This window comes from Marisediminitalea sp. (assembly GCF_984433645.1).
Genome location: NZ_CFIDRX010000048.1, coordinates 1 through 25,313, shown reverse-complemented (window position 1 = coordinate 25,313; position 25,313 = coordinate 1). Strand labels below are relative to the sequence as shown.

Below are 25,313 nucleotides of genomic sequence, written 5' to 3'. Positions count from 1 at the left end.
TAGTCACTGAATGGGGGCCGACCGGGCACTGGCAGGTACCCAAAACCGATTGGGGAGTGCCCATTGAACAATCCAGCACACAAAAAGCCCAGTCTTATCGCGAACGCTATGCGGCTGGAGTGCTGGCAGCACCGGGCAGAGCATTGGGTTCCTATGCCTTCCTGTGGGGTCAGAAGCAGGAAACTACGCCTACCTGGTACGGTGTTTTTACCGAAGCGGGATACCCCAATGAAGTGGTCGATTCGCTGCATTACAACTGGCAGGGATCTTGGCCTGCATCGCGCGCGCCTTACATAAAAAGCTTTACGTTAAACAACAAAGTGGCGCTGGATAACATCCATGTGAAGCAAGGCGATACCATTGACGTTGATTTGCATGTCGGCACACATCAAGCAGACGGTTACACCATTCGCTGGGAGGTATTGCCGGAAAGTACTGATATTAAATCGGGCGGTGATCCTGAATCCCGGCCCAAGCCTGTGCAGGGGTTAATTGTTTCCGATAACCACAAAGGGGCGATGCGTTTCACCGTTCCCTCTACATCCGGCGGCTACCGGTTATTCGCTTATGTGCTCGGCGGCAGCGGAAAAATAGCCAATGCGAATATTCCGTTTTACGTCGATTAGCCTCTTTTCTGTATTGTTTGTGAGTGAATTGAAATAATCGTACTGGATTAATGCGATTATTTCATGAAGCCATTCGCGATCCTTCACTAATATTAATGAATCAACCGCAGTAAGGTAGTACTCAACGCATGTACATACCGCTGATGGTAAGTCATGCCAGTACCCGAATAACAGAGGAGACAGCGCGTGGCGAATGATTCAGACACAATCAAAACAGGTAATTCTGAAACCCAATCCAGCAGAAGACAGTTTATCCGCAATATGGCTATTGCCGGTTCGGGTATCGCAGCATCGCTTGCCGGCACATCTTCTGTTGCAGCGTCTGATTCAGCTCAGGGTTGTTCCACTGCGGTAGTAGGTAACAACACCCGCAAACTCGGCGCATTAACGGTATCGCCAATTGGTCTGGGTTGTATGAGCATGTCCAGTGGCAGTTATAACCCGCCACGCAGCGCAAAAGACATGGTGCCGGTCATTCGCGGTGCAGTAGAGCGTGGCGTCACGTTTTTCGATACCGCCGAAGTGTATGGCCCGTTCACCAACGAAGCGATCGTAGGCGAAGCGCTGCAACCAGTGAGAAATGACGTCGTACTGGCCAGCAAATTTGGCTTTAAATTTGAAAATGGCCAGCGTGCAGGGCGGGATTCGCGTCCCGAATCTATTCGCGCTGCTGTAGAGGGTATGTTAAAGCGCTTGCGCACAGACCGCATTGATTTGTTGTACTTGCACAGAATCGATCCGAATGTGCCGGTGGAAGAGGTTGCCGGTGCGGTAGGGGGGTTAATTAAAGAAGGTAAAGCTCGCTATTTTGGCTTATCCGAAGTGTCACCAACCACGTTGCGTAAAGCCCATGCAGAGTATCCGGTTACCGCGGTACAAAGTGAATACTCCATTATGGAACGCTCGGTGGAGAATCAGGTACTGGCAACCTGTGAAGAGCTGGGGGTTGGTTTTGTGCCATGGGGCTCAGTGTGTCGCGGTTTCTTAGCCGACAAATTTAACGAGTACAGCCGCTTCAGCGAGCCATCGCGTTTCGCATCAGTGCCGTATTTCACGCCGGAGGCCATTGAAAAGAACATGGCGATACTTAATCTGGTGCGAGAGTGGGGGGCAGAGCGAGGCATGTCACCTGCTCAGTTTGCCATTGCCTGGTTGCTGTCAGTAAAACCTTTCATTGTGCCTATTCCAGGCACCACTAAATTGCATCATCTGGAAGAAGACATCGGGGCGATCCACACGCGTTTCTCAGACAGTGAAATGGCCATGTTCCGTAAACAGTTTGAGCAATTGGATTTAGTTGGGTTCCGCGCAAAGGATGCGGCGTTAACTGACAAGTAGCGCCGTTTACACAAACAGCCAACCAGCGTTGGCTGTTTGCGCTTATTAAATGAGTAAAGCTATTTACACGGTGCGTGTGGCAATAGCGGGTGGCGTGGCGGCGGCTTTAAGCGCTGGCCCCAGTACCGCTAACTGACCCACCACAAACAATACAACCATGCCGGCCGGAATGTAATACCAATCCAGTGCCGTCATCGCAAACCATTCAATCAGCAGCATATTCAATCCAATTGTCATGGCGACGCCCAGGAATATGCCAGTGGTACTGATGATCACGTTTTCCAGCATGAAATAGCGCACGATGGCCTGCTTGCTTGCGCCCAGTGCGCGGCGTGTGCCGATTTGCTTGCGACGCCGGTTCACATTGAAGCTGGTTAGGCCAATGATACCCATGGCTGTGATCAGCGTAAGTAGCACCATTACCGTAGACAGAATCTTGATCATGGCGCTGTGCTGACGATAGCTTCGCTCGCGGGTTTCCGTGACCGTAGTCACATTGCGAATAAGGCGATTACCGTAGGCGTTGGCCAGGGTGTCTTCCAGTTCTGCCATTAAGCGGTCGCGTTCACCCGGTTCGGTACGAATGAAATAGCGGGTAGACTCAGAGACCATTTTTTCGGGCGACAGCATGGCGTTTTCCAGTTCGCTCCAGCCTATCCAGGGCGCTTGCAGTTTATCTACAATGCCGGTAACGATAACCGGTTCATCATCGCCAATGTACACGGTTTTGCCTACGACACTTTGCCATGGAATATCCGGGAACAGCTTTTCAGCCAGTGCCTTGGTGATCATGGCGTTATCCGGCCAGTCCGGCTGGTTGCGTTCGCGCCAGCGAATATCCGTTGCAGTAAAGTTACGGCCGGCGATCACTTCCAAATCAAGCGCGTTAATGCCGTGGGCGTCTACGAAGTAATTGGCGGTACTCACATCTTCCTGGTCGTCACCCGGTTCTGTAGTCAGGCTCATCGACCAGCCACCGCCGCTAATGGGAATAGCATTGATCTGAATAGCGTCAATGACCCCCGGGGTGTTTCGAATTACATCCAGGTCCTGCTCGATAACCCGTTTAGGCTCGAAGTCGTTGCCAAAACCGGTGCTAGTTAAGTAGAAGCTGTTGGCTTCGTCAATGCCGCTTTCTCGCTGCATTAATGCCTGACGCTCTACAATAATAAATATCGCGTTTACCACTATGGTCATGGTTAATGCGATTTGCAGGGCAATGAGTACGGCACCCACTTTGTTGCGAAGCAGAGCGCGGCAAATAGGGCCAAACTCTAAATTGGTTTTCATGATTGGCTCCTTATTGGGTTTTCAGCTGACTTGCTGGCGGAATACTGCACACACGCCATGCAGGGTAACAACCGGCCAGCACACTGGCGGTAATGGCAATGCCAAACGACAGCACTACCATAGTGGCATCCAGATGCACTAATTCACTGATGAAGTCACCATACAAAGACTCGATGGCCTGTAATCCCAGTGAGGCCAGTGCCAGCCCGAGAACACCGCCTATTAATCCTATGAGTGCGGTTTCGGTAATATACTGCGCGAAAATTGCGCCTTTGGTGGCACCAATTGCCCGGCGTAGGGCAACGTCGCCATTGCGGGTTGCAAATTTAGAAAGTAACAGGCCAACGGTATTGAGAATGCAAACAAACAAAAACAGGAAGGCCATGTACATCATAATTTGCGCATCGTCGGCCACCACTTCTTCGGTTTCCATCCAGGTCATGACGTCCGACAAGCGGTTGTTGTGAGGGCGCGGAAAACGGCCCAATGCTTTTTGCTCGTCCACGTAGGCGTTGAGGAATGTCATGTAAGCATCGCGGTCGGCATCAGTTGGTAATTCAACCCACATCTGGTAGTTAATACATTCCGACATCAGGAACGCTTCAAAGCCTTCGCCCTCAGGGGATTTCCAGCAATTAGTGTTGCCGCCATTCGACAGCTGCATAACCTGCTTCATGTAGAAAGGTATAAATACATCCTCGGTCTCGCTGAACGCACCTGTGGTGACATCGTAGAAGCGCGGTACCAGGACCCATTCATCGAGCACGCCTACCACCGTAAACATTTCACCTGCGATGGTAATGGATTTACCCACCGAGTTTTCACCGCCAAATACACGGTCGTTGGTTTCTTTGCTGATCACGGCGACTTGCTTACGGGCAACATCGTCGCTGTACTGCCAGCCACTGCCGTATAAAAACGGCGCGTTGAACATGGGGAAAAAGTCGGCAAAGTTCAGGCGCAAGCTGGCCATAAAGGGCTTTACATCCGGGTTGTCTGGCTGCACTACGCCGCCAGAGCTTGCCATAGCTGACTGACGGAATGCCTGCTGTGCCTGCATCAGGTTAGTGGCGTCGGTCCAGGTTAGCTGGTCGGGTGGCTCATTGGGCTCTCGGGCTGCGAAATGCGGGCTCCAGCTGTCGAGCTGAACGTAGTAAAGCTGATCGCTTTTTTCCGGAATCGGGTTGGCCGACATCAGGTAATTTACCGTAATGGTGGTCATACAGGCACCAATACCTAGTGCAATAGCCAGCATCATTAACCCGCTGAGCCAGGGCGTGCGCTTAATGCTTTTGCTGGCCAATTTTAAGTAGTAGTAGAACATAACGGTGTCCTGCGCTGACTATTGGTTGCTGGCCAGTGCCACAGGCACCAGGGTTTCGTGTTCACTGATCTGACCGTCGCGAACAAACACATTCTTACTGGTTTGCATGGCCAGTTCCGGGTCGTGGGTGACCATCACAATGGTGGTGCCCTGCTGGTTAATTTCCTGCAATAAGGCCATCACGCTTTTTGCCATTTGGCTGTCCAGGTTCCCGGTTGGTTCGTCAGCTAACAGGAAACGAGGTTCACCGGCTAACGCGCGGGCTATGGCGACGCGCTGCTGTTGTCCGCCCGAAAGTTGTGCGGGTAAGTGCTTCATGCGGTTTGCGAGCCCTACGCGCTCCAGGCTTTGAGTAATACGCTTATGGCGTTCCTGTTTGCTGAAGCCGCGATAGCGCAAAGGCACGTCGACATTGTCGTACAGGTTCAAATCCGGGATCAGGTTGAAACTCTGGAAGATAAAGCCGATTTTTTCGTTGCGAAGCTGACTTCGCTGCCGATCAGAGAGGTTGCTGACATCGGTGCCGTCCAGTACATACTGGCCGCTGGTGTAGGTTTCCAGTAACCCTGCAATGTTCAAAAACGTCGTTTTACCAGAACCGGATGGACCGGTGACAGACACAAAGTCACCTTCGTCGATAGTGAGGTTAAAGTCGCGCAGTGCGGTGGTTTCCACCAGGTCGGTGCGAAACACCTTGTTGATATTGTTCATTGATAGCATGTTGATTCCCTGTCGTTCTATTGTGTGATCAGCACTGTTTCGGCGTTGTTGAACTGCGCAATGCCCGAAACAATGATGGTGTCGTGCTCATTCAGGCCCGACGTGATTTCTACCGCCGCCAGGCTTCTGGCGCCGGTGGCAATAGGCGTGCGATACGCGATGTTGTCGCGCACAACATAGGCAACCCTGCCACCGCCGTTATCCAGAAATTGCCCGCGTTGTACCATGAGTACATTGGGTTTGTTCTCCATCAGAATGCGGGTGGTCAGTCGCTGGTTTTGGCGCAATCCAACGGGCGAGGCGTTGCTGCCATCGGCCACAAAGCGCACACGACCTGTTACCTGATTGTTCTCAATTTCGGGGGATATGGTAACCAGCTTAGCCGGGTACATCTGGCCGTTAACGTTCACCTGAGCCTGCATGCCCAGGGCTAAGTCGTCGGCGTAGCTTTCTGGAATACCGACTTCCAGTTCAAACTCACTCAGGTCTACCACGCTTAAAATGGCCTGGTTTTTCGCGACCTGATTTTTTTGCTCTACGGCAAGGTTGCCAACAATGCCGCTTACCGGTGAACGTAACTCCAGCGCGTCAACCTGACGCTGAAGTTCAGCGACTTTCAGCTCCTGGCGGGTCAGTTGATGCTCTTTACTTTTAATTTCGAACAGCAGGCTTTCTTTGTTGAGCTCGGCATCGCTAATGGCGTGCTGGTGGACTAACTCAGCATTGCGCAGATCGTCCTGGGCCTTTTCAAAGTCGATATTGCTGATGGTTTTGGTTTCGTAGGCTTTGTCGGCCCGGCGCTTTTCCCGTGACGCCGCGGTGAGGGTAATCTGCGCAAGATCTACCGCTTTCTGGTCGTCCAGCATGGCTTTTTTAGCCTGGATACGCTGGCGAGACAAAGCGGTTTGCAGTTCTTCGAGGGCGGCGTTTTCCTGCTCAAGTTGGTTGGTGAGGTCAGGACTGTCAATTGTAGCCAGTACTTGATCTTTCGTGACTTCATCTCCAGCATCGACCGCAAAGGTAATAGTGCCTTGCGCGGGGCTGTACAGGCGAGGACTGACCGCCGCAACCACACGACCTTCAATGGATAAGTCGCGCACCAGGTCGCCATAGCCGACACTGGCGAGTCGTAACCGGGCGGCCGAAACTGATGCGTCAGAGGCTTGCCAGCTGGATACAGCTGGTACAACATAAAACAGAAGCAGGCCAATAACGGCTACGCCGGCTAACGCATACCACTTTAGTGGACGGGATTTTTTATGGATGAGGGTGTCCTGACCGCTGGTATCGGCGATGTGCATGAACAGGTTTCCTTTTCACTCTTGAATACCTGCTATGTCGAGAACAAATCCGGAATAGTTTAAATGGGAGAAAGAAAAAATAGCAAAAGGGCCGCAAGCATTGCACATTGTCGGCCCGAAACGAGCTGTTAACCTGCTGCGCGCAAGCGCTCCAATACATGAATCACGCCGCGTAACTCCGCCAGCGATTTCATTCTGCCTGCATAGGAATAGCCGGGGCGTACGCCGGGTTTGTTCATCTCCTCGTCCATCAAATGACCGTGGTCGGGACGCATGGGAATACTGTTGCGCTTACCTCGATTGGTCTCTTCGTCCAGCAACGCGTTGATCAGGCCAATCATGTCATTGTCGCCATCTAAGTGGTCTGATTCATAAAAAGAGCCGTCTGGTTCCCGTTTTACATTGCGTAAATGTACAAAGAAAATGCTGGGTCCAAAGGCACGGACCATGTCTACCAGGTCATTGTCTGCACGCGCGCCAAACGAACCTGCACACAGGGTTAATCCGTTGGCTGGGCTTTTTACTGCTTCCAGAATGGCACGGGCATCGTCGGCGGTGGAGACTACACGTGGCAAGCCAAACAGCGAGAACGGTGGATCATCCGGGTGAATACACATTTTTACGCCTGCTTCTTCGGCTACCGGAATAACTGCTTGCAGGAAGGCAAACAGATGCTGGCGATAACCCTCGGTGCCCAGTGCAATAAACAGGGCAATGGCTTTGCGAATGCCTTCCCGGTCGTATGAGCCTTCGCCACCCGGTAACCCCGCAATAATGTTCTTCTCCAGAAGCTCACGCTCGGCGGGCGATAGCGCCTCAAAGCGCGCTTTGGCAACATCAAGTTGCTCTTGGTTGTAGTCTTGCTCTGCATTTTCGCGTTCCAACATGAACACGTCATAGGCAATGAAGTCGGTCATTTCAAAACGCAGTGCTTGTGAGGCGTTGGGCAACTGGTAACTCAGGTTAGTGCGTGTCCAGTCCACCACCGGCATAAAGTTATAACAGACCGTATCAATGCCTGCTGCGCCAAGGTTTCGCAGTGTCTCCTGGTAATTTGCGATATAACGCAGGTAATCGCCCGTTCGGGTTTTAATATCATTATGTAATGGCACACTTTCTACCACCGACCAGTTCATTCCCGCCGCTTCAATTTCAGCTTTGCGCGATTGAATTAAACTAAGCGGCCACACTTCTCCGGTCGGGATTTCATGTAACGAGGTTACGATACCTGTTGCGCCTGCCTGACGAATCTGCCGTAACGTAATGGTGTCGCCTGGACCAAACCAGCGCCATGTTTCCTGCATACTGTTCACCTTGAACGGTTGGTATATTGGTAAGGCCAAAATGTTTGCACATTACGTTGAATGGATCAAGATATTTACGGTTTCTTAAATAGGATTGATTCAGAAGTGAACTATCAATTGTATAGATGGCTGGCATCAATATATTAGATTTATAATTTAGTTATTGTTTTTAATGTATTTTTCTTTGTTTTTGTTTGCCTTTCAATTCGGCTGTTTAAAAACTTGTTAACAAGACGTTGAACCAATTTTTTATTTCCGTATATTGGCCTTACCAAATTGCTGCTGGTAAAGCCAGTTGCTCAATATTCCACATTATGAGTACTGAGTGAGACAACACCTATGATGACCCTACACAAAAATAAACTAACGCTTTTAGCTATATCGATTGCTACCGGGATCGCGTCCTTAGGCCAAGCAACAGCTCAAGAGCTTGAAGTGATTGAAGTAAAGGCCCAGAAACGCGCTCAAGCACAGCAGGACATTCCCGTTGCGGTATCCGTTTTAGGCGAAAACGCGTTAGAGCGACTAGACGTTAAAAACTTTGATGACGTTACCCGTGTTTCCCCATCGCTGACAGTAGAGCATGGTGGTGAGCCCCAGGTAAATGCCATTCGTATGCGTGGTGTTGGAACTGCAGCATACAGTATTGGTGTAGAGTCCAGCGTTGCGGTCGTCGTAGATGAAGTGCCGTTGATGATGGCGGCGCAGGCGTTTAATAATCTGTCAGATATACAGCAGGTTGAGGTATTACGAGGCCCTCAGGGCACCTTGTTTGGCAAGAATGCCTCTGCCGGTGTCGTAAACGTATTAACAAAGGCTGCATCGTCTGACTTTGAAGGGCGCATTGAGATTGGTGCCACGAGCGATAATGAACGCAAAGGACAGATCATGTTGTCTGGCCCAGTCTCTGAGGATGTTAACTACCGCATTAATGGTTACTACAAAGATCGTGAAGGGTATATAACGAACCTAACCACGGGTAATAAACTCAACGGCGATGAAAGCTATGGCATAAGAGGTAAACTTGATTGGTATCTTACAGATAACCTCGACGCCACATTTATTTACGATACATCTCACCAAACCGGCAGTAACGTACCTGTTTGGGTAGAAACAGGAAATGGAGTATCTGGCGAAGGTGAGAATGCATCAGAAGATAACCGGAAAGTACGCAGAGATACTGATAATGAATATGAAACAGACCAAACACTAGCTGTTGCAAAGTTTAACTATTTGCTAAGTGACGATTTAGTACTGACTTCGGTATCGAGTTTTCAGCAGTTTGAACAATTATCTGTGTCAGATGAAGACCTAACCGACGTGCCATTGGAAGATGCATTTCCGCCATTTTTGCTGGATAGGTTTGACCCACTAGGGCTAGGTGGGCCGCAAGTTGTGCAGGATGCGTATATTGACGCAGAAGCTTTTACACAGGAAATTCGTCTTACAGGGACACCCTCTGAAAGTCTGGAGTATATTGTTGGTTTGTTTTTCAGTGATCAGTCAATTTTCAGGGACTTTGACAGAAAACCGTTGTTGTTTGTGTTAAACAAATGGGAAGCTGAGGCAGAATCTACTAGTACTGCGCTGTTTGGACAAGGCTCTGTTGAAATTGCCTCCGATACTTTTGTTGATATAGGGCTTCGTTTCAATCACGAAAAAATCAGCGTCGATTTTACCGATTACTACGGTAACGGTTTTACTCTGAATCCCACGAATCCGGCTAGATATCAGGGAGATGACTCGCAAAATGCAGTCACCGGAAAGATCTCGCTGCGTCACTTTCTTCACAACGGCACCATGGTGTATGGGGCAGTAAGTACGGGCTACAAAGGCCAGGCCTATGATGTTGCATCCGGCTTCTCGCATAATGATGCCGATCAGCCGGTCGGCGAGGAAACATCAGTATCTTACGAAATTGGAATAAAAGGCTTTACTGATTCCAGAAATTTCAGCTATGACATCGTTGCCTTTTTAACGAACTTCGATGATTACCAGGCACAAGGCGCTCGCACAGACGAAAATGGTACGCCAATTTTTGCTCTGAATAATGTGGGGGAATTACAAACAAAAGGTATTGAGGCTGAGTTTTCGTATCAGGCTACCGATGCGTTGCGTATTGATGCGTCGGTTGCTTATACGCGTGCCACGATTGAATCATTCGTAAATGCGCCGTGTTATGGCGGGCAAACTGAAGAAGCCGGTTGTATGGTTGGCGCTGGCCCGGGTGGGCTGGAAGTTCAGGACCTTACCGGGAACGATCTGAATAATTCACCAGATTTAAAATACAATCTGGCTATGTACTGGGAACAACCGGCAGAGAGCTTTGATTTTAGTTGGTTCGCACAGGCAAACTATCAATGGCAAGACGATGTAAGCTTTGATTTATATGGTGATCCTCTGAATAAACAAGACGCCTATGGCATTGGTAATCTGGGCTTCGGTATTGTTGATAACCAGGACAAATACAAAGTTACTGTTTTTGCTAACAACCTTTTTGATGAGCATTATTCAATGGGATACAGCAACTTCGAAGAACGTTTCCAGGGAGAAACTGCATTGGCAAAACGCTGGTCGCGTGGTGCACTTCGTTATGTTGGTGTAAATGTGTCTTACCAGTTTTAATCAATTCAATTAGCGATCATGCAGCAGTGTAATAATACTGCTGCATTTTTTGTTTGGGGGATAAATGAGACAACGAATTCGGGCGAGCTTGTATTTAGCCGTCATTTTGATGTTTGGTTGTAGTACAGACAACCATCAGGTGTCAGAAAGTGTAAGTAATCACTCAATTAGAAATAAAGTAGAGCTGGAGCAACCTTGGAGTTTTCAATTTTCTGCTGAAATGCCTGCCGGTATCTATTCAACGGGCTTTGATTCCTCACAATGGCAACAAGTGTCTGTTCCTCACTCTTGGAATAGGGTGGGGTACTACCTGGACGATAACAGCCGACATATCCACACAAAACAAAATATCAATGTTGAACAAGGTGTTGGTATATACAGAACGGTGTTTTCATTGGATGCCTCCCTGCAGGGCAAGCAACACTGGCTGGAATTTGATGCCGTGAGTCGGGTAGCGGAAGTCTGGTTAAACGGGCAGTATTTGGGCGAACACAGGGGCAGTTTCAATCGCTTCCGGTTAAATGCAACTAACGCTGTCACTTATAACGCGCCTAATATCTTGGTGGTGCGGGTCGATAACAGTAAACCAACGGTAGATTCTAGCACCGCGGATACATTACCGATCGCAGGCGACTTTTTTGTTCACGGCGGTATTTACCGGCCTGTAAGGGTAATTTCTACCAATGATATACACATCGATATGCAGGATTTTGGTGGTCCTGGCGTTTACGCCACAACTGTCTCCGCAAACGATAAATTGGCTCGCATTGAAGTAAACAGCCGCGTAACGAGTCACTTACTGTCGGAGTCTGCGGTAGAAGTTGAAATTAACTTACGGAACGACAGTGGTGAACTTGCTGCGACAACATCACAGGTCATATCGGTTTCAAATAGCAACACCGCTGAGCTGAATCAAGTGCTGGACGTGCAACAGCCCAGGTTGTGGCAAGGCACGGATGATCCTTACCTTTATCAGTTGGAAGTGGTTATCAAGCGGCCGGATGGTACTGTGCTGGATAAGGTCAGCCATGACTACGGTATTCGCACCATCGCGATTACGGCATCGGACGGTGTGCTGCTCAATGGACAGCCATTGCGATTGAAAGGCGTCGCTTATCACCAAGACAGAGAAGGCCGGGGTTGGGCCGTTAGTGAGCAGGATATAGAAGAAGACGTTGCAATCATGGTGGCGATGGGCGCCAATACAATTCGCTTGGCACATTATCCCCACGGACAACCTGTTCACAACATCGCAAACCGGCTAGGTTTGTTGCTATGGGACGAAATTCCACTTGTTTCGGCGTGGCGATATGGTGAACAGCATCAGGACGTTAATGCGGCTATTGCCGACAATGCAAGCCTACAGCTCATTGAAATGGTGAAACAGAACTACAACCATCCGTCTGTCGCAGTATGGGGGATTGCGAACGAAGTGGATTTTGGCGCTGTAGTGCCGATGTTTGTTCAAAGCGAACCTGGCTCTAATCCCGATCCGGTTCCGCTGCTTAAGCGATTAGCTGCAGAAGTTGAATCACTTGATGTAAGTCGCCCGTCGACGCTGGCTAACTGTTGCGCTAGTGTCGCTAGCTGGCAGCGAGCCAATGTGCCTAATACGTCTACTATTACTCAAACGACCGGGGCTAACAGGTATTTTGGATGGTACTACGGAAAAGCAAGTGATTTGGGGCCTCACCTCGATGACCTCCATAAACAATATCCAGAACAACCTTATGCCGTGACCGAATACGGTGCAGGTGGAGCACCTACTTTTCACACTGACAATGTGCTGGGTGGACCGGTTGCTGCTACAGGGCGCAATCAACCAGAAGAATATATGACCTTCGTGCATGAGGTAAATTGGAAGGCAATCAACGAGCGTCCTTACTTGTGGGCGAGCTGGATTTGGAATGCGTTTGATTTTGCTACTACAACTCGTCGTGAAGGTGATTCGCAAGACATTAATACGAAAGGTTTGGTGACTTATGACCGGGCAATTAAAAAAGACGCTTACTTTTTCTATCAGGCCAATTGGACGGTTGAGCCGATGGTACATATTGCGTCTCGCCGATATAAGAACCGCGCTTATCAGGTAACGGATATTAAAGTGTTCTCGAACTCATTTTCTGTTGAATTAAGACTGAATGGCGAAGCTTTAGGGCGTAAGTCTGGTTGTGTGCAACAAACATGTGTATGGGAAAACGTTCGCTTGGTTGCAGGCGATAACAGAGTTACCGCAATTGGACACAACAAAAACGGCGAGCAATTGGTGTCTGATACCGTAACGTGGCAGCTCAATAGCACGCAATACAATGCGTACTATATTGATGCGGGCGCGCAAATGGCTGCTACAACGCAGCAACAGCATTTCGGATCAGATCATTTTTTCACAGGTGGTCAGGCCGCATCCTACGATACGCCAGGAAGGTGGGGGCGACCGCCGGTGCTTGCCGAAATTCACGGAACTGACGATAGAGGGCTTTTTGCCACCTACAGAAAAGGAGAATTCAGCTATCGTTTACCTTTAGATAACGGCGCCTACCGTGTTGCTATCTACTATGTTGTAAGCAAAAGCGATGCGCCTGCTGATTTCAACGTGTTGGCCAATGGCTCGGTGATGTTGGCTAATCTGGGTACTGACAAAGTAACTAAGGAAGGCTTAACTGCAGTAATCAGGGAGGGGACGGTTATAGTGAAAGAAGGTAAGCTATCACTCGATTTTGAAGCCCTTACAGGTGAGCCAAAAGTATCAGCTATAGCCATAGCGCCACTTTAAGTGTTACCAATTGCCCTATCGACTCAAATGCGGATGTTCGATAGGGCTTTTTTTATTCGGCATCCAGCTCCAGCACAGACATGTCCTGTTCAATAGCGTGTGATATGTGATTCTGCATGGCAGCTTTGGCTCTGTTCGGGTCGCGAAGCTTTAATGCATTTAAAATCTTGCGGTGTTCTTCAACATAGGGGTGAACACCTAAGTCCCGAACGCGCTGGTGGAAAGTGGAGCTCAATGCAGATTTATTTCTGAGTTCCCACAGCCACTTTATGGTGGAAGTGAGTGCGCTGTTATTGGTAGCTTCTGCAATGGTGCAGTGAAACAGCTGGTCGGCTTGTTCCTGCTCCTGTTCACCGGCGTCAGCACTTTCCATGGTCTTTAGTGCTTGCTCAAGGGTCTTGATTTGTTCTTTGGTAATACGCGCTGCTGCCAGACTCACGGCCTCAGTTTCAATAAGCAGGCGAGCTTCCAGTACTTCAAAGGGGCCTGGCACGTCGTCAATGGTAATGGCTTCCGGGCTCTGCTTTAACGGCAAGGCGTAAATGCCAGAGCCGGTGCGAATTTCTACCAGCCCGGCAATTTCCAGCGCAATCATGGCTTCGCGGATAGTGGGGCGGCTAACCTCAAAACTGGCAGCAAGATCCCGCTCAGAAGGCAGCCGCTCGCCGGGTTTGATTTCCCCACTGCGGATCAGTGTTTCAATTTGCCCGGCAACTTCCAGGTATAAGCGACGTACCTTCACGGCTTCAACTTTCATTTGGGTATTCCAATCACGATAATTTGTTGAGCTTACCGCGATTGGGGAGGGTGTCAAGCCACCCTACCGTTGGTGCTCTCGCTGCTTTTTGGCATACCAGTTTTGCATGAGGTACCACACTTGTTTTTTGATACCCTGATCGCTGAGAAGCCCCTTTCTGTTCCAGTAATCCTGAACACCGGCAAGCGGTCGACGTGCGGCACGAAAGTCCTTGAGCAACCAGGGGGATACGCCGGCCAAATGCGGCATATTGTCCAGCATGATCAGGTTTTGTTTGAATACTCGCAGTTGATAAGCCTCTGAGAAGAAGGTGTTTTCATCACCCTCCCAACCCTGCAGCGCACCGGCGCCAAATTCACTGATAATAATGGGCTTGTTGTAAGCGGATTGCCACTTGTACTGCGCACAGGTTTCTGGTTTGTCGTAGTACCAACCGCAGTAACTGTTAATGCCAATCACATCCACCACACCGGCGAAGGCTTCGTCGATAATACGGCCGCTGTCTGTTGATGTTTGGGTATTAATGGCCGCGGTCACCAGTCGGGTAGGGTCAGTGGTGCGAACGGTATTGGCTAATTCCGTTAAGAAACTAGTTCTTACTTCGGTATTTGGGGTTTCGTTGGCGATAGACCATAGAATCACGGCAGCGCGGTTTTTGTCTCGAAATAACATCTCACCGAATTGCTGTTTGGCTTTAGCTAATACCTCTGGGTTATCGAACTGAATGTCCCAGTAAACCGGGATCTCTGCCCACACCATCAGGCCTAGTTCGTCAGCAACTCTGAGCATGTTTTCGTTGTGAGGATAATGTGCAAAGCGCACATAGTTGCTGCCTAGCTCTTTCGCCCAGCCAAGTAATACTCGCGCTTCTTCTTCGCTCCAGGCTCTGCCGTCGCTAAAGGGCTTTTCTTCGTGAATAGCAATGCCGCGAAGAAAGACGGGTTTACCGTTTAGCAGCATTTTGTCGCCATCGACTTCAATGGTTCTGAAGCCAATTTTATCGGTGAGCGTTTGATCGCCGAGCGTCAACGATGCGGTATATAAAGTAGGACTCTCGGGTGTCCATAACTCAGGTTTGGCTTTGAACGTTAAGCTGGCTTTTCCTGTAGCGTCAGTGGTCAGGCGCTTAGAGATGCCAAGCTTTGGTAGCGCAATATCAACTTTCTGTTTTGCTGGTGACTCTCCGGTAACGGTTACAGAAACCGCTATTGTTCCGCTTTTTTGATAGGTAAAACTGTAGTCCTGGATGTAAGTAGGAGAAAGTTCAATGAGTCGAACCGGGCGGGTAATGCCGCCATAGTTCCACCAGTCGGTGCTCATAGTGGGAATAAAGTCTGGCTCGCGGCGGTTATTCACTTTTACAACCAGTACGTTTTTACCGTCTTTCAGGGCGTCTGTTGCCTTGAATTGGAAGGGTGTAAAGCCACCTTCGTGCTTACCTAGCAGGGTGCCGTTTAAATAAACACTTGCCAGATAATTTACGGCGTCAAAGTAAAGCATGTACTCTTTGCCGGGTTTAGCCTGGTGATCGAATGACTTTTCGTACCACACACTCCCTTCGTACCAAAACAGCTTATCGTCCTGTGTATTCCAGTCGCCAGGTACGCTGAGCTTCATGGCAGAGTCGAAGTTAAACTCTTGCAGCTTGTCTGCGGGTGGCGTGCCATCAAAATTCTGAAATTTGCGCTTATCACCCACATCGAAGGGATCAACAATGGCGTTCCACTGACCATTCAAAGAGGTTTGCTGGCGTCCTGGCGCATTTTGTAACAGGTCCAGTGCGAGGGACTGGCTCGCGAAGAACAACACGCTTAAGACAACGATAACTGACTTCATAATGTATCTGCTTTGTTAATTGGTAAGGCCAAAACTTACAATATATTTATATTCAATAAAACTATCTGACCAATTATTGATAGTTTGTTTCCGTATTTGAAACGAATCTATGGGAGCATTCCAGTGCGACAGCCGTGGTGTACCCGTGTAATATTTAGCCATATGCGAAGAAGGAGAGAGTGATGCATATTGGAATTTACATTTACGACAATGCCGAAGTGCTGGACTTTGCCGGACCATTCGAAGTGTTTTCAACCGCGAACCGCTTTCTGGAAAAAGATAAGCAACACAAAGTATCATTGATAGCAGAAAAGGCGTCTCCTGTGCATGCCCGCGGAGGTTTTCGGGTGATGCCTGATTTTTCCATCAGCGAACATCCGCCAATCGACGTTTTGGTAGTGGTAGGCGGCGTGCATACCGAAGAAGTGAAAAAGGCAATCGTTACAGCATGGATTGCCGACGTAGCAAGGTCAGCGAGGCGGGTTGCATCAGTGTGTACGGGCGCATTTTTGTTAGCGGAGGCCGGCCTGTTAGCAGGGCGGGATGTCACAACCCACTGGGAAGACTGTGATGACTTGCAGCAAGCTTATCCGGCGCTAAACGTGAAGCGGAACGTGAGGTGGGTGCAAAGCGATCCATTGATCACATCGGCAGGTATTTCTGCAGGTATTGATATGAGCCTGGCCTTAGTGGCGTTACTTTACGAGCAATCACTCGCCGAGCAAACGGCGCGGCAAATGGAATTCGACTGGACGCTGAACCCTGCTGTGTCTGAGGCGTAAATACTTTGCTATGGCGCGATTTGGCTTTTGAATCACGCTGTTTTACGTTACGTTAGCGCTAATTACTCTTAGTTAGACATGTCTCTGTTGTCGCCACAATCATTGCGTAAGCAACTGTCTGCTTTGACTGCCCTGTCCGAAAAAAAGCCCTGTTTTTATTTTATGCACGGCTATTTCAGCGGGCTTGCAGTCATGCCAACCCTCGTCCCGCCTTCCAATTGGCTGCCTCACCTTATGGGCGATATAGCGTTTGAATCAGAGTCGCAGTTAACACTGCAAGAGGCCTTGTTTCAGTTATACAACCAAATTATGGAGCACGGCAAAGAAGCGTGGCGGTCAGTTGCTGGCGCGCTGTTTTGGTTGCGCGCAAAATAGCGCAGGTTAATTACGTTCTATTGTTTTTAGTGGTTAGCTGATCAACCAGTAATTGAGTAAAAGTACTCAGGGTTGTTTGTGAGCGCACACATACCTTAAGTGAACGTTGTGCCCATGCTTCATCTAAATCTATTACCGACACCGGTAAGTGAGGCTGTTGCGCAACAGCATCAAAAGGCACCAGTCCGATCCCTACGCCTGCGCTCACCATTCTGCATACTGCTTCAAAACTTTTAACCTGAACCCTGACATTCAGGTGCTGCCCGAGTTGCGAAGCGATGTTCATTGTAAACGTATGAATAGCTGAGCCGTTGTGTAACATCACAAAAGGGTGGTGTAACACATTGGCAAAAGCGACACGCTGGTTCTTTGCCAGCGGGTGAGCGTGCGGCGTTATCAACACTAGCCGGTCATCGCGATAATCCAGCAGCGTCAATGGACGGGAATCATTGGGCTCAGCCACAATGCCTGCGTCGATATCACCCTTCTGCACCGCATCTAAAATGTCTGCACTGGTATGTTCTTCCAGCGCGATACTCACAGTAGGGTGCTCCCCCAAAAAAACGGCTAAATCGGCGGGTAAATAGCTGTGTATGGCATGGGTGTTCGCCCACAGACGAATATGCCCCTGCAGCCCTTTTGCAAACGGCATCAAATCAGCGTGCATTTGTTCGAGGTTAGCCAGGGTGTGTCTGGCGTGTCGCAGGAAGATCTCGCCCGCCGTCGTCAGGCTTATCCCTCTCGCGTGACGGCTGAGCAGCAATGTACCAATGTTTGATTCCAGCGTTTTGATTTTGTGGCTGGCGGTAGACGGTGCCAGGCACACTTTTTCAGCACCTTTAGTCAGGTTTCCAGTTTCAGCGATGGCCAGGAATAAACGCAAATCAGAGAGGGTATATTGCATAGCGTTCCATATTTTCGAATGCTTAATTGAAAATAACCCAATTCTACGCGTTATAAAACTGACGTACTATGGGGATTATCGAATACTAACTGCAATAATACCGTGACGTCTTATCAACAGGGTTTCTTTTTGGCTATTCTGGCCGCCTTCGGATTTTCCTTAAAAGCCATCTTTGTGAAGCTGGCTTATGCCGCAGGTGATGTTGATGCTATCACCTTGCTGGCATTGCGCATGGCGTTTTCACTCCCTCTGTTTTTGATAGTCGGTGCCAGCGCCCTAAAACAGGGACCTGCGCTTAGCAAAAAAGATTGGGCCCTGGTTACCGTGGTGGGGCTGGCGGGCTACTATGGCGCGTCTATTCTGGATTTTATGGGGCTTCAGTACATTAGTGCTGGCCTGGAACGACTGATACTCTTCACTTACCCGGCGATGACCGTACTGCTGGCTGTGATGTTTTTAGGGAAGCAACTTCACGGGCGACTGGTTTTGTCGTTGGTACTTTGCTCCGCCGGTGTAATGATTGCAAGTGTGGGGGATTTGCAATTCAGTGACTCACACGGGCAAGTCTGGCTTGGCGTAGGGTTGGTGTTTGGTTCGGCGCTCTCTTATGCCTGCTACAATGCTTTTTCTGAAGTGGCTGTAAACAAGCTTGGGCCGCGTAAAGTGTCATTGCTGGCTATGTTGGTGTCGATTGCCGCCGTACAACTGCATTTTTTATTGTCCAGTCCTGTCTCCGGACTTGTGCAACCCGCCCCGGTTTATGGTTATGCATTGGCAATGGCGCTGTTTGCCACGGTAATACCAGTCTTTCTGCAGGCAACAGCGATTCGTCACATTGGTGCCGCAGATACTGCATTGATTGGCACTTTGGGACCGGTTATTACCATCGCACTGGGTTGGGTAGTACTCAGTGAGCCTACTTCAGCCGCACAACTTACCGGCACCGCGTTAGTTATAGCGGGCGTGCTCGTTATTAAACGCAAAACCTAGACTAACCTTGAAGGCAGAAAGTACTTTGAAATCAACGACCTCTCACTTGTTTGTATACGGCACCCTACGTTCAGGTTACCCAAACCAGCATGTGCTCGACGCTATTGGCGGAACGCGACAAGCGGCCACTGTCTATGGCGAGCTCGTTGAGTCAGGTTGGGGAGCGGCAATGGGATGTCCTGGTTTGGTTCTAAATGCCGATGGCAAAGCAATTCCCGGTGAAGTTTTCAGCTCAACCAACCTGGACAAGCATTGGGATGAACTTGATCGCTTTGAGGGCGAGGAATACCAGCGGGTAGAGGCGGAGGTTAGTTTGGCAGATAACACATCACTATTGGTTTGGCTTTATGTGTTAAAGGCGTAATTGCATCTTTTGGTTATGTTGACAATATGTTGCGTTTTGGTTAATTATTTAAGGGTGTCCACCATTCATCGGAGTCACCCATGCTTTATTTTTATATCGATTTGCTGCTTGCTGTAAGTGAGCAAACCGACCCAAGCCAGCCTGTTCAGGAAGTTGAAGCGTCAGACCAGCAGGACTGAACGCCGCTATAGCCAGATTTTAAAGCCGTTTGTTCGGTTTCCGATACAAAGCTGCTAAAGTATCACTTCGTTTTTTCATATCGTATTGGGCACTGGTCGGTGCCCGATTTTCTATGTCGCTCAGGTATTTGTCGCAAGCCGTAGAGGTTATTGTGCCGTTACTCGTAGTGTCAGATAGCAGGAAGCAAAGTGAGCTGGATCCTATTTACCCTAATGGCGGTGTTTTTCCAAACATTCCGCAACGCTATTCAAAGTAAACTCAGTGCAACCGTGCCCACGCTGGGCGTCACGCTTTCCCGTTTTTTATTTGCCGCACCTATTGCCGGTGCTTATGTTTATGCATTGTCGGTTTGGCGTGGCGAGGGCGTCCCTGATTTTTCTGCCCGGTTCTGGATGTTTGTCGGGCTCGCTGCCTGCTTGCAAATCGCCGCGACGTCGTTAATGGTAATCCTGTTTAAGCAGAAGAATTTTGCGGTGGGCGCAGGCCTGGCAAAAAGTGAAGCACTGGTGGCAGGTGTGCTGGGAATGTTGTTTTTCGGCAGCACCCTAAGCTTGTTAGGTTGGGTTGGGATCATCATTGGTGCAATGGCGGTGTTTGTGCTGAGTGGCTGGCGTAAAGGCGGTGATTTAACCCTGAAAACGGCGCTAATCGGATTGGCTTGCGGTACGTGTTTTGCGCTTACTTCACTGTATGTACGCGAGGCGAGTCACACCCTGTCAGTGTCGTTTGAATTGGCGGCGGGCTGGGTGCTGTTTTGGGTATTGCTGGTACAAACTATTATGTTGTGTGCTTACATTGGGTTTCAACAACCGGCAACGTTTTCCAAGCTGGCTGCACAACCGGGTAAAACCCTGGCAGCCAGTGTGACGAGCTGCTTGGGCTCGATCGGTTGGTTTACTGCCATGGCGCTACAACACGTGGCTTATGTGAAAACAGTTGGTCAGTTGGAAGTATTTACAACTATGCTTATTTCAATTGTCTGGCTTAAACAACCTGTGCGCAAACACGAAACCTTAGGGCTGGTGCTTATTGGGCTGGCTGCGATTCTGGTAATGTGGACCTAGCGCCGGCTCGCTCCCGACTAGTTAAACGAAATCAAGGAAACGTTATCACTTCCGAATACTCTCCCGACCCACTGTTAATGGAAGCGCTGTATGGCATGGCTGATTCGTTTGACGACGGCATTTCAGAATATGCTTTACTGCAATCGCTGCAAGCCTCCCCTTGGCACCTGTTTGAAGGGGTAAATCTCAGCGATTCGCTGGCCATGTTTCAAACGCATTTCGTGTTGTTCAATGCGTTGTACACGCTGAGCGACGAATGGCAAAGTAACGGTGAGGCCGGATTAGATATTCACACCCTGAAGATTATTCGTAATTCATGGCCAGCCAAGCTCTCACAGTCGGGTTCAACCGAGCTGGAATCAGATGACCCGCTCAGGGCGTACTATCTGGATTGGTCAAATCTGAAAGACACAGACCGCGATGGCGTAGAAAAGCTGTTAAATGGCTTTTGGGAGCGTTTTGTGGGCTCAGGCTTTACCGATGATGACGTGAACAAAGCCAGGTCTATCCTGGAGCTGGATGAGGGCGAGTCTATAACGGCGACAGGCTTGAAACGACAGTATCGCAAATTACAGCAGACTCATCACCCGGACAAAGGCGGTAGTACTGAAGCATCGCAACAGATTACCGAGGCATACAGGGTGCTGAGCCGCTTAGTGCGTTAACGCTACAGCGAAGTGTGGGTGTTAACCATTGTACTTGGCCAAATCCTCCCGCTTATCGATTTTATGTTGGTCCTCAGAACGTCCTTTACGCCAGTAGCTTGTAACATACACCTGACTGCGTGGCACATCGAACTGTTCATCCAGAGTGCTGCGGATGGCGCGCATACTGGAAAACTCACAAGCCGCCCAAATTGCAGGTGTGCCAGCTAGCCACTCGAGTTTGCCCAAAGACCCGGCAAGTGTGTCGGTACCGGTGTTTTCAACCCAAATTATGTCGATAGCTTCTGGGTGAGTGAGCACTTGCTTATCGTCTTGATGTTCGATACTGATCACGGCGTAGCCTTTGGTGTCAGCCGGTAATGCAGCAAGTTGCGCACTAATGGCAGGCAACGCTGTCATGTCACCCATGAGCAAAACCCAGTCCCGTTCTTCCGCCAGGCCTTTTGATGATCCTGGGCCACCAAAATAGATGGTATCGCCGGGTTGAGCCGTGACTGCCCAGTGCGACGCCGGTCCACTTTCTACGCCTTCGCCGTGCAACATAAAGTCAACGGTAAGGGTACCTGCATTAGCATCTGCATCTCGCACTGTGTAGGTACGCATGAGTACGGTATCTTCAGGAGTTGGCGACTGTGTAAAGGGTTCACCGTATTGGTTAAACAGCAGTTTAATGTAGCTGCCTGCGGGGGTATCGGGGAACTTGTGTAAGTCTTCGCCGGCTAATATCAGTCTTTGCATAGTCGGTGTCAGGCGTTGACTGGATTGCACCTGAACCTGATAGTATTGTCTTTTCTTCATTTATTTTCCTTATATCTGTGCCCTTGCAAACGCAGCGGGCGCACAATAAACGCAGTGTACTAAAACATCTCGCCTACCGTTATCCATATTGTAAATGAGAATTATTTGCAAAAATAATGGATTGTTTAGAACGCTTTGTTTCGGGAAATCGAATTAGTCGTTGGCATTGAGTGTATTGAACAGTCGCTGAATTTCCTGCTCGCGGCGATGGGGTTCATCATCCATCACTCCGTAACAAATCAGCGTGGTACCTTCGAGTTTTACGCCCATGGCATAACACTGGCCACTCATTCTGGGGAGCCAGAACTGTTCATTTTCCAGCAAAGAGCGCGCAATGTCTGCTGCAGATTGCCCGGGAATTTCCAGCGACAGCCAGTATATCCAGTCGTGCTGGTTACACAGGAAGGTTTGCCCTGTTTGTCGTTGTTCAGCCAGCGTGGCAACCCGCGAGGGAAGCTTATCAGGGAGTACTGGAGAGGTATGTGCCAACGCTGCTTGTACCAATTCACACTTGGCGTGTTGAGGCTCTGTGCGACTTACCAAACGCACGATGGGCTTGGGCAGTGGCTTCAGGCTGGTAATCGTGGGCGTAACTGATAGAGCCTGGGTGAGTGCGACTACTTTGCGATTCAGCGGTTGCTGGCCGTGGTACCAGGCGAGCAGGCTGTTAATCGATTCCGGGTATTTTGATTCAAAGAACAGGTGCTGCTTAGGGACGATTCGCAGGAATTTGATCTCGTCGATTAGGGCTTGTTGGGCAGCCATGAGCTGGCCCGGACGACCGATCATACGGAACGCAAATTTTTGCTGGTAGTTGGGGGAGTCTTCAACAATGACTTGCATGTTGTACTTATTCAGCAGCGCTTTTAATCTGGTTTTTGCCGACAAAAGTCCGTCCAGATAACACTCGGGGAGCCACCAACTGAATATACAGTCGTCTTCCAGAGTCTGCGCTGTAAAACGGTGCTGGCGCGGCGTGTAACGCGCCGAGCTTGTGTGAAAGGGCGAGTGGCTGGCGGTTAACAACTCGTCCTTACTAACACCCGACAGCAACAGGGTGATGCGTGAAGCCTGATAATACTGGGCTTTGTAATCGGCTACGTCGTTCGCTTTTAGTTGCGAAATCGTGTCGCAATAGCCGCCCCAGTGGTGATAGCAATCCGGCGCACGGTCGCCACGCCACACCGCCATTTGTTGCTGATAGTCGGCTGTGGCTTCGTACATTGCCAATTCACGGGCGATCACACCGTCCCGTTCACGGCGAATGTCATCGTCTGAATATTCACATTGCTGGAGTCCGGCCAGCAGGTAGTCGATAGCCTGTATCAATACCGGTTTGCTGGGCGATACCGCATAGAAGTAACTGAACCCGTTGTGGCTGGAGGCATTCATTTTAAGCGGCAACAAACTGTTTGCAGCGAAAAGTGTTTGCCGTGCCGGGTAACGATCAGAAGTGCGAAACACCAGATGCTCAACGAGATGGGCGATACCAGAGCTGTCTACCGCAGGGGTAGGCACCACAAACACCGCACCGAAGTCTTCTGCGGCCTGCTTAAAGCTAACCACATTGAGTCCGTTAGACAGCTGCTCCTGGTGCGCCATGATAGTTATATCTCAGTGATGGGAATACTTACCTTGGGATCACGATACACTAATTCGCGACTCGGTGACTCAGAATTTTTCACTGCCTGGGCCATTAAACCGTGGTCGGGTGATTTACTGCAAACTGGATCGGTTTTATACATGTCTCCGGTCAGCATGTAGGCCTGGCAGCGGCAGCCGCCAAAGTCTTTGTCTTTCTCGTCACAGGTTTTACAGGGGCTGGGCAGCCAGTCGGTACCGCGAAAGTGGTTGAAGGAAAAGTCTTCCTGCCAAATCGATTGAATGGACTTTTCCTGCACATTTGGGAATGTCAGAGGCAAAATTTTTGCGCTGTGACAAGGCAATGCACTGCCGTCCGGGGTAACTGTCAGGAAGGTCGTACCCCAGCCATTCATACAGGCTTTAGGGCGATCCTCGTAATAGTCTGGTGTAACAAAAATAAAGTGCGGGCCTGTGCCTTGCTGTTTAGCACGAAACGCATTTACTTTGGCCTCGGCTTCTTCCAACTGGGCTTTCGCGGGTAGCAGGTGGTCCCGATTCAGGTACGCCCAGCCGTAATACTGCACAGTGGCCAGTTCTACATAGTCACCGTCCAACTCGCAGGACAGGGCCATGACATCGTCGATTTGATCGATGTTCTGCGCGGTCAGGCAGAAATTCAACACCATGGGGTATTCGTACTGTTTTACCAGCTTCGCCACTTTCAGCTTTTGCTCGAAGGAGTGACGCTTATTGCCAATCAGGTCGTTAGCATCGGCATTAGCGGCCTGGAAGCTCAGCTGAATATGGTCGAGACCAGCCTCACGCAGCGCGGCAATACGCTTTTCGGTCAGGCCAATGCCTGAGGTAATTAAATTGGTGTAGAAACCCAGGTCAGAGGCATGCTTTACCAGTACTTCGAGGTCTTTTCTCAACAGCGGCTCGCCACCGGAGAAGCCCAGTTGCACCGCGCCCATGGCACGTGCTTCGCTGAGTACCCGCAGCCAGGTGTCGGTATCACATTCCTGCTCTCGGCTACCCAAATTAACCGGGTTTGAGCAGTACGGGCAGTGTAGCGGGCACTCATAGGTGAGTTCCGCTAACAACCACAGTGGTGGTCCCGGCTGGTTTTGCTTTGCTTCAGACATAGTTTATCCAGCGCTTTTCGTCCGCGTGTTCAAAGAACGCAAAAACGTCTTCACTGAGGCCTTCTGCATCAGGGAATTTGGCCAGTAAGGCGTCGATGATGTCGCTGATTGTGCGCTCTCCGTTTACCTGCAACAGAATTTCCGAGGCACTGGGGTTCAGCTTCACCATACCTTCCGGAAACAACAGCACATAACAGTCCTGCGCCGGCTCGAACTGAAATTTAAACAAGCGGTTGAGTTTAGGGATTTTGCCCGAAAGCGCGTCAGACTGTTCACTCATTACATTAAACCCTTGTGGCAAATTTGCTGGTCAGCCAGCCCGTGGAAAGGTTTGCGATTAAATTCAAAAGCCAGGCTAATAGCATCGGCCAGTGACCAGAGTACGTCCAGTTTGAACTGCAAAATATTCAGGGCTTTTTCCTGTAGCTCGCGGGTATTGAAGTGGTCCAGGGTGATCGCCAGACCGTGTTCTACGTCACGACGTGCCTGGCTCAGGCGCATTTGGAAATAAGAAAAGCCTTCCTGGTTGATCCAGGGGTAGTGCTCAGGCCAGGTATCCAAACGACTC

The 25,313-nt window shown here is 49.8% G+C and carries 22 protein-coding genes and 1 pseudogene; 10 read left to right on the top strand and 13 right to left on the bottom strand.

The genetic code is table 11. The annotated features are described in order from the left end of the window. Nucleotides 1-626: pseudogene (locus AC4MRN_RS08430) on the top strand (glycoside hydrolase family 2 TIM barrel-domain containing protein); the annotation flags it as partial. Between the two features lie 186 nt (nucleotides 627-812). Further along, nucleotides 813-1,964, top strand: a complete 1,152-nt coding sequence (locus AC4MRN_RS08425) for an aldo/keto reductase (RefSeq protein WP_491203017.1) — start codon at nucleotides 813-815, stop codon at nucleotides 1,962-1,964. 63 nt (nucleotides 1,965-2,027) lie between these two features. Here the strand turns inward: AC4MRN_RS08425 and AC4MRN_RS08420 are convergent, their stop codons facing one another. The 5 genes from AC4MRN_RS08420 to uxuA form a co-directional block, all read right to left on the bottom strand. Further along, complete coding sequence (locus tag AC4MRN_RS08420) at nucleotides 2,028-3,254, bottom strand: ABC transporter permease (protein ID WP_491203016.1); 1,227 nt, start codon at nucleotides 3,252-3,254, stop codon at nucleotides 2,028-2,030. 10 nt (nucleotides 3,255-3,264) lie between these two features. Next, nucleotides 3,265-4,578, bottom strand: a complete 1,314-nt coding sequence (locus AC4MRN_RS08415; RefSeq protein ID WP_155013366.1) for an ABC transporter permease — start codon at nucleotides 4,576-4,578, stop codon at nucleotides 3,265-3,267. Nucleotides 4,579-4,596: 18 nt separating this feature from the next. After that, a complete protein-coding gene (locus AC4MRN_RS08410; RefSeq protein ID WP_255051985.1) occupies nucleotides 4,597-5,298 on the bottom strand; it encodes an ABC transporter ATP-binding protein in 702 nt (233 codons plus the stop codon). A 17-nt stretch (nucleotides 5,299-5,315) separates the two neighbouring features. Beyond that, nucleotides 5,316-6,599, bottom strand: coding sequence for an efflux RND transporter periplasmic adaptor subunit (locus tag AC4MRN_RS08405; RefSeq protein WP_491203015.1), 1,284 nt, complete (start codon nucleotides 6,597-6,599; stop codon nucleotides 5,316-5,318). A 128-nt stretch (nucleotides 6,600-6,727) separates the two neighbouring features. Next, a complete protein-coding gene (gene uxuA, locus AC4MRN_RS08400; RefSeq protein WP_491203014.1) occupies nucleotides 6,728-7,903 on the bottom strand; it encodes a mannonate dehydratase in 1,176 nt (391 codons plus the stop codon). A gap of 435 nt (nucleotides 7,904-8,338) precedes the next feature. On the opposite strand from uxuA, the gene AC4MRN_RS08395 reads away from it, so the two are divergent. After that, on the top strand, nucleotides 8,339-10,528 hold the full coding sequence (locus tag AC4MRN_RS08395) for a TonB-dependent receptor (protein WP_491203013.1): 2,190 nt from the start codon (nucleotides 8,339-8,341) through the stop codon (nucleotides 10,526-10,528). Nucleotides 10,529-10,592: 64 nt separating this feature from the next. After that, nucleotides 10,593-13,301, top strand: a complete 2,709-nt coding sequence (locus AC4MRN_RS08390) for a glycoside hydrolase family 2 TIM barrel-domain containing protein (RefSeq protein ID WP_491203012.1) — start codon at nucleotides 10,593-10,595, stop codon at nucleotides 13,299-13,301. A 52-nt stretch (nucleotides 13,302-13,353) separates the two neighbouring features. On the opposite strand, the gene AC4MRN_RS08385 is transcribed toward AC4MRN_RS08390, so the two are convergent. After that, the gene (locus AC4MRN_RS08385) at nucleotides 13,354-14,058 is read right to left on the bottom strand and encodes a FadR/GntR family transcriptional regulator (RefSeq protein WP_255051988.1); all 705 of its coding nucleotides are present in this window, start codon (nucleotides 14,056-14,058) and stop codon (nucleotides 13,354-13,356) included. Nucleotides 14,059-14,121: 63 nt separating this feature from the next. Then, a complete protein-coding gene (locus AC4MRN_RS08380) occupies nucleotides 14,122-15,894 on the bottom strand; it encodes a glycoside hydrolase family 2 protein (RefSeq protein ID WP_491203011.1) in 1,773 nt (590 codons plus the stop codon). 182 nt (nucleotides 15,895-16,076) lie between these two features. Between AC4MRN_RS08380 and AC4MRN_RS08375 the strand changes: the two genes are divergently transcribed. Next, nucleotides 16,077-16,676 (top strand): DJ-1/PfpI family protein, encoded by a 600-nt coding sequence (locus tag AC4MRN_RS08375; protein WP_491203010.1) that lies wholly within the window; start codon nucleotides 16,077-16,079, stop codon nucleotides 16,674-16,676. Nucleotides 16,677-16,754: 78 nt separating this feature from the next. Further along, nucleotides 16,755-17,051, top strand: coding sequence for a UPF0149 family protein (locus AC4MRN_RS08370; RefSeq protein WP_491203009.1), 297 nt, complete (start codon nucleotides 16,755-16,757; stop codon nucleotides 17,049-17,051). Nucleotides 17,052-17,061: 10 nt separating this feature from the next. Here AC4MRN_RS08370 and AC4MRN_RS08365 read toward each other — a convergent pair whose 3' ends face one another. Beyond that, nucleotides 17,062-17,955 (bottom strand): LysR family transcriptional regulator, encoded by an 894-nt coding sequence (locus tag AC4MRN_RS08365; RefSeq protein WP_370242050.1) that lies wholly within the window; start codon nucleotides 17,953-17,955, stop codon nucleotides 17,062-17,064. A gap of 102 nt (nucleotides 17,956-18,057) precedes the next feature. Between AC4MRN_RS08365 and AC4MRN_RS08360 the strand changes: the two genes are divergently transcribed. The 4 genes from AC4MRN_RS08360 to AC4MRN_RS08345 all read left to right on the top strand — a co-directional run bounded on the left by AC4MRN_RS08360 (nucleotide 18,058) and on the right by AC4MRN_RS08345 (nucleotide 21,218). Beyond that, nucleotides 18,058-18,945 carry a DMT family transporter gene (locus tag AC4MRN_RS08360; protein ID WP_491203008.1) on the top strand — a complete coding sequence of 296 codons (888 nt, stop codon included), beginning with the start codon at nucleotides 18,058-18,060 and terminating at the stop codon, nucleotides 18,943-18,945. 25 nt (nucleotides 18,946-18,970) lie between these two features. Further along, on the top strand, nucleotides 18,971-19,309 hold the full coding sequence (locus AC4MRN_RS08355; protein ID WP_491203007.1) for a gamma-glutamylcyclotransferase family protein: 339 nt from the start codon (nucleotides 18,971-18,973) through the stop codon (nucleotides 19,307-19,309). 368 nt (nucleotides 19,310-19,677) lie between these two features. After that, on the top strand, nucleotides 19,678-20,553 hold the full coding sequence (locus tag AC4MRN_RS08350; protein WP_073324192.1) for a DMT family transporter: 876 nt from the start codon (nucleotides 19,678-19,680) through the stop codon (nucleotides 20,551-20,553). A gap of 77 nt (nucleotides 20,554-20,630) precedes the next feature. Then, entirely contained in the window at nucleotides 20,631-21,218 is a 588-nt protein-coding gene (locus tag AC4MRN_RS08345; protein WP_491203006.1) for a DNA-J related domain-containing protein, read from the top strand. Nucleotides 21,219-21,239: 21 nt separating this feature from the next. Here the strand turns inward: AC4MRN_RS08345 and AC4MRN_RS08340 are convergent, their stop codons facing one another. The 5 genes from AC4MRN_RS08340 to AC4MRN_RS08320 form a co-directional block, all read right to left on the bottom strand. After that, complete coding sequence (locus tag AC4MRN_RS08340) at nucleotides 21,240-22,016, bottom strand: siderophore-interacting protein (RefSeq protein WP_491203005.1); 777 nt, start codon at nucleotides 22,014-22,016, stop codon at nucleotides 21,240-21,242. Between the two features lie 153 nt (nucleotides 22,017-22,169). Next, nucleotides 22,170-23,618, bottom strand: coding sequence for an insulinase family protein (locus AC4MRN_RS08335; protein ID WP_491203004.1), 1,449 nt, complete (start codon nucleotides 23,616-23,618; stop codon nucleotides 22,170-22,172). A gap of 5 nt (nucleotides 23,619-23,623) precedes the next feature. Next, nucleotides 23,624-24,745, bottom strand: a complete 1,122-nt coding sequence (gene pqqE, locus AC4MRN_RS08330; protein WP_491203003.1) for a pyrroloquinoline quinone biosynthesis protein PqqE — start codon at nucleotides 24,743-24,745, stop codon at nucleotides 23,624-23,626. Next, nucleotides 24,738-25,025, bottom strand: coding sequence for a pyrroloquinoline quinone biosynthesis peptide chaperone PqqD (pqqD, locus tag AC4MRN_RS08325; protein WP_491203002.1), 288 nt, complete (start codon nucleotides 25,023-25,025; stop codon nucleotides 24,738-24,740). The genes pqqE and pqqD overlap by 8 nt, the downstream gene beginning before the upstream one ends. Next, on the bottom strand, nucleotides 25,025-25,313 hold a 289-nt coding region (locus tag AC4MRN_RS08320; RefSeq protein WP_491203001.1), incomplete at its 5' end, for a thiaminase II/PqqC family protein. The genes AC4MRN_RS08320 and pqqD, both read right to left, overlap by 1 nt.

Excerpts from the sequence above, each read along its gene's own strand:
- AC4MRN_RS08420 (WP_491203016.1), bottom strand. The coding sequence starts at position 3,254 with ATGAAAACCAATTTAGAGTTTGGCCCTATTTGCCGCGCTCTGCTTCGC.
- AC4MRN_RS08415 (WP_155013366.1), bottom strand. The coding sequence starts at position 4,578 with ATGTTCTACTACTACTTAAAATTGGCCAGCAAAAGCATTAAGCGCACG.
- AC4MRN_RS08410 (WP_255051985.1), bottom strand. The coding sequence starts at position 5,298 with ATGCTATCAATGAACAATATCAACAAGGTGTTTCGCACCGACCTGGTG.
- AC4MRN_RS08405 (WP_491203015.1), bottom strand. The coding sequence starts at position 6,599 with ATGCACATCGCCGATACCAGCGGTCAGGACACCCTCATCCATAAAAAA.
- uxuA (WP_491203014.1), bottom strand. The coding sequence starts at position 7,903 with ATGCAGGAAACATGGCGCTGGTTTGGTCCAGGCGACACCATTACGTTA.
- AC4MRN_RS08390 (WP_491203012.1), top strand. The coding sequence starts at position 10,593 with ATGAGACAACGAATTCGGGCGAGCTTGTATTTAGCCGTCATTTTGATG.
- AC4MRN_RS08385 (WP_255051988.1), bottom strand. The coding sequence starts at position 14,058 with ATGAAAGTTGAAGCCGTGAAGGTACGTCGCTTATACCTGGAAGTTGCC.
- AC4MRN_RS08380 (WP_491203011.1), bottom strand. The coding sequence starts at position 15,894 with ATGAAGTCAGTTATCGTTGTCTTAAGCGTGTTGTTCTTCGCGAGCCAG.
- AC4MRN_RS08375 (WP_491203010.1), top strand. The coding sequence starts at position 16,077 with ATGCATATTGGAATTTACATTTACGACAATGCCGAAGTGCTGGACTTT.
- AC4MRN_RS08370 (WP_491203009.1), top strand. The coding sequence starts at position 16,755 with ATGTCTCTGTTGTCGCCACAATCATTGCGTAAGCAACTGTCTGCTTTG.
- AC4MRN_RS08365 (WP_370242050.1), bottom strand. The coding sequence starts at position 17,955 with ATGCAATATACCCTCTCTGATTTGCGTTTATTCCTGGCCATCGCTGAA.
- AC4MRN_RS08345 (WP_491203006.1), top strand. The coding sequence starts at position 20,631 with ATGGAAGCGCTGTATGGCATGGCTGATTCGTTTGACGACGGCATTTCA.
- AC4MRN_RS08340 (WP_491203005.1), bottom strand. The coding sequence starts at position 22,016 with ATGAAGAAAAGACAATACTATCAGGTTCAGGTGCAATCCAGTCAACGC.
- AC4MRN_RS08335 (WP_491203004.1), bottom strand. The coding sequence starts at position 23,618 with ATGGCGCACCAGGAGCAGCTGTCTAACGGACTCAATGTGGTTAGCTTT.
- pqqE (WP_491203003.1), bottom strand. The coding sequence starts at position 24,745 with ATGTCTGAAGCAAAGCAAAACCAGCCGGGACCACCACTGTGGTTGTTA.
- pqqD (WP_491203002.1), bottom strand. The coding sequence starts at position 25,025 with ATGAGTGAACAGTCTGACGCGCTTTCGGGCAAAATCCCTAAACTCAAC.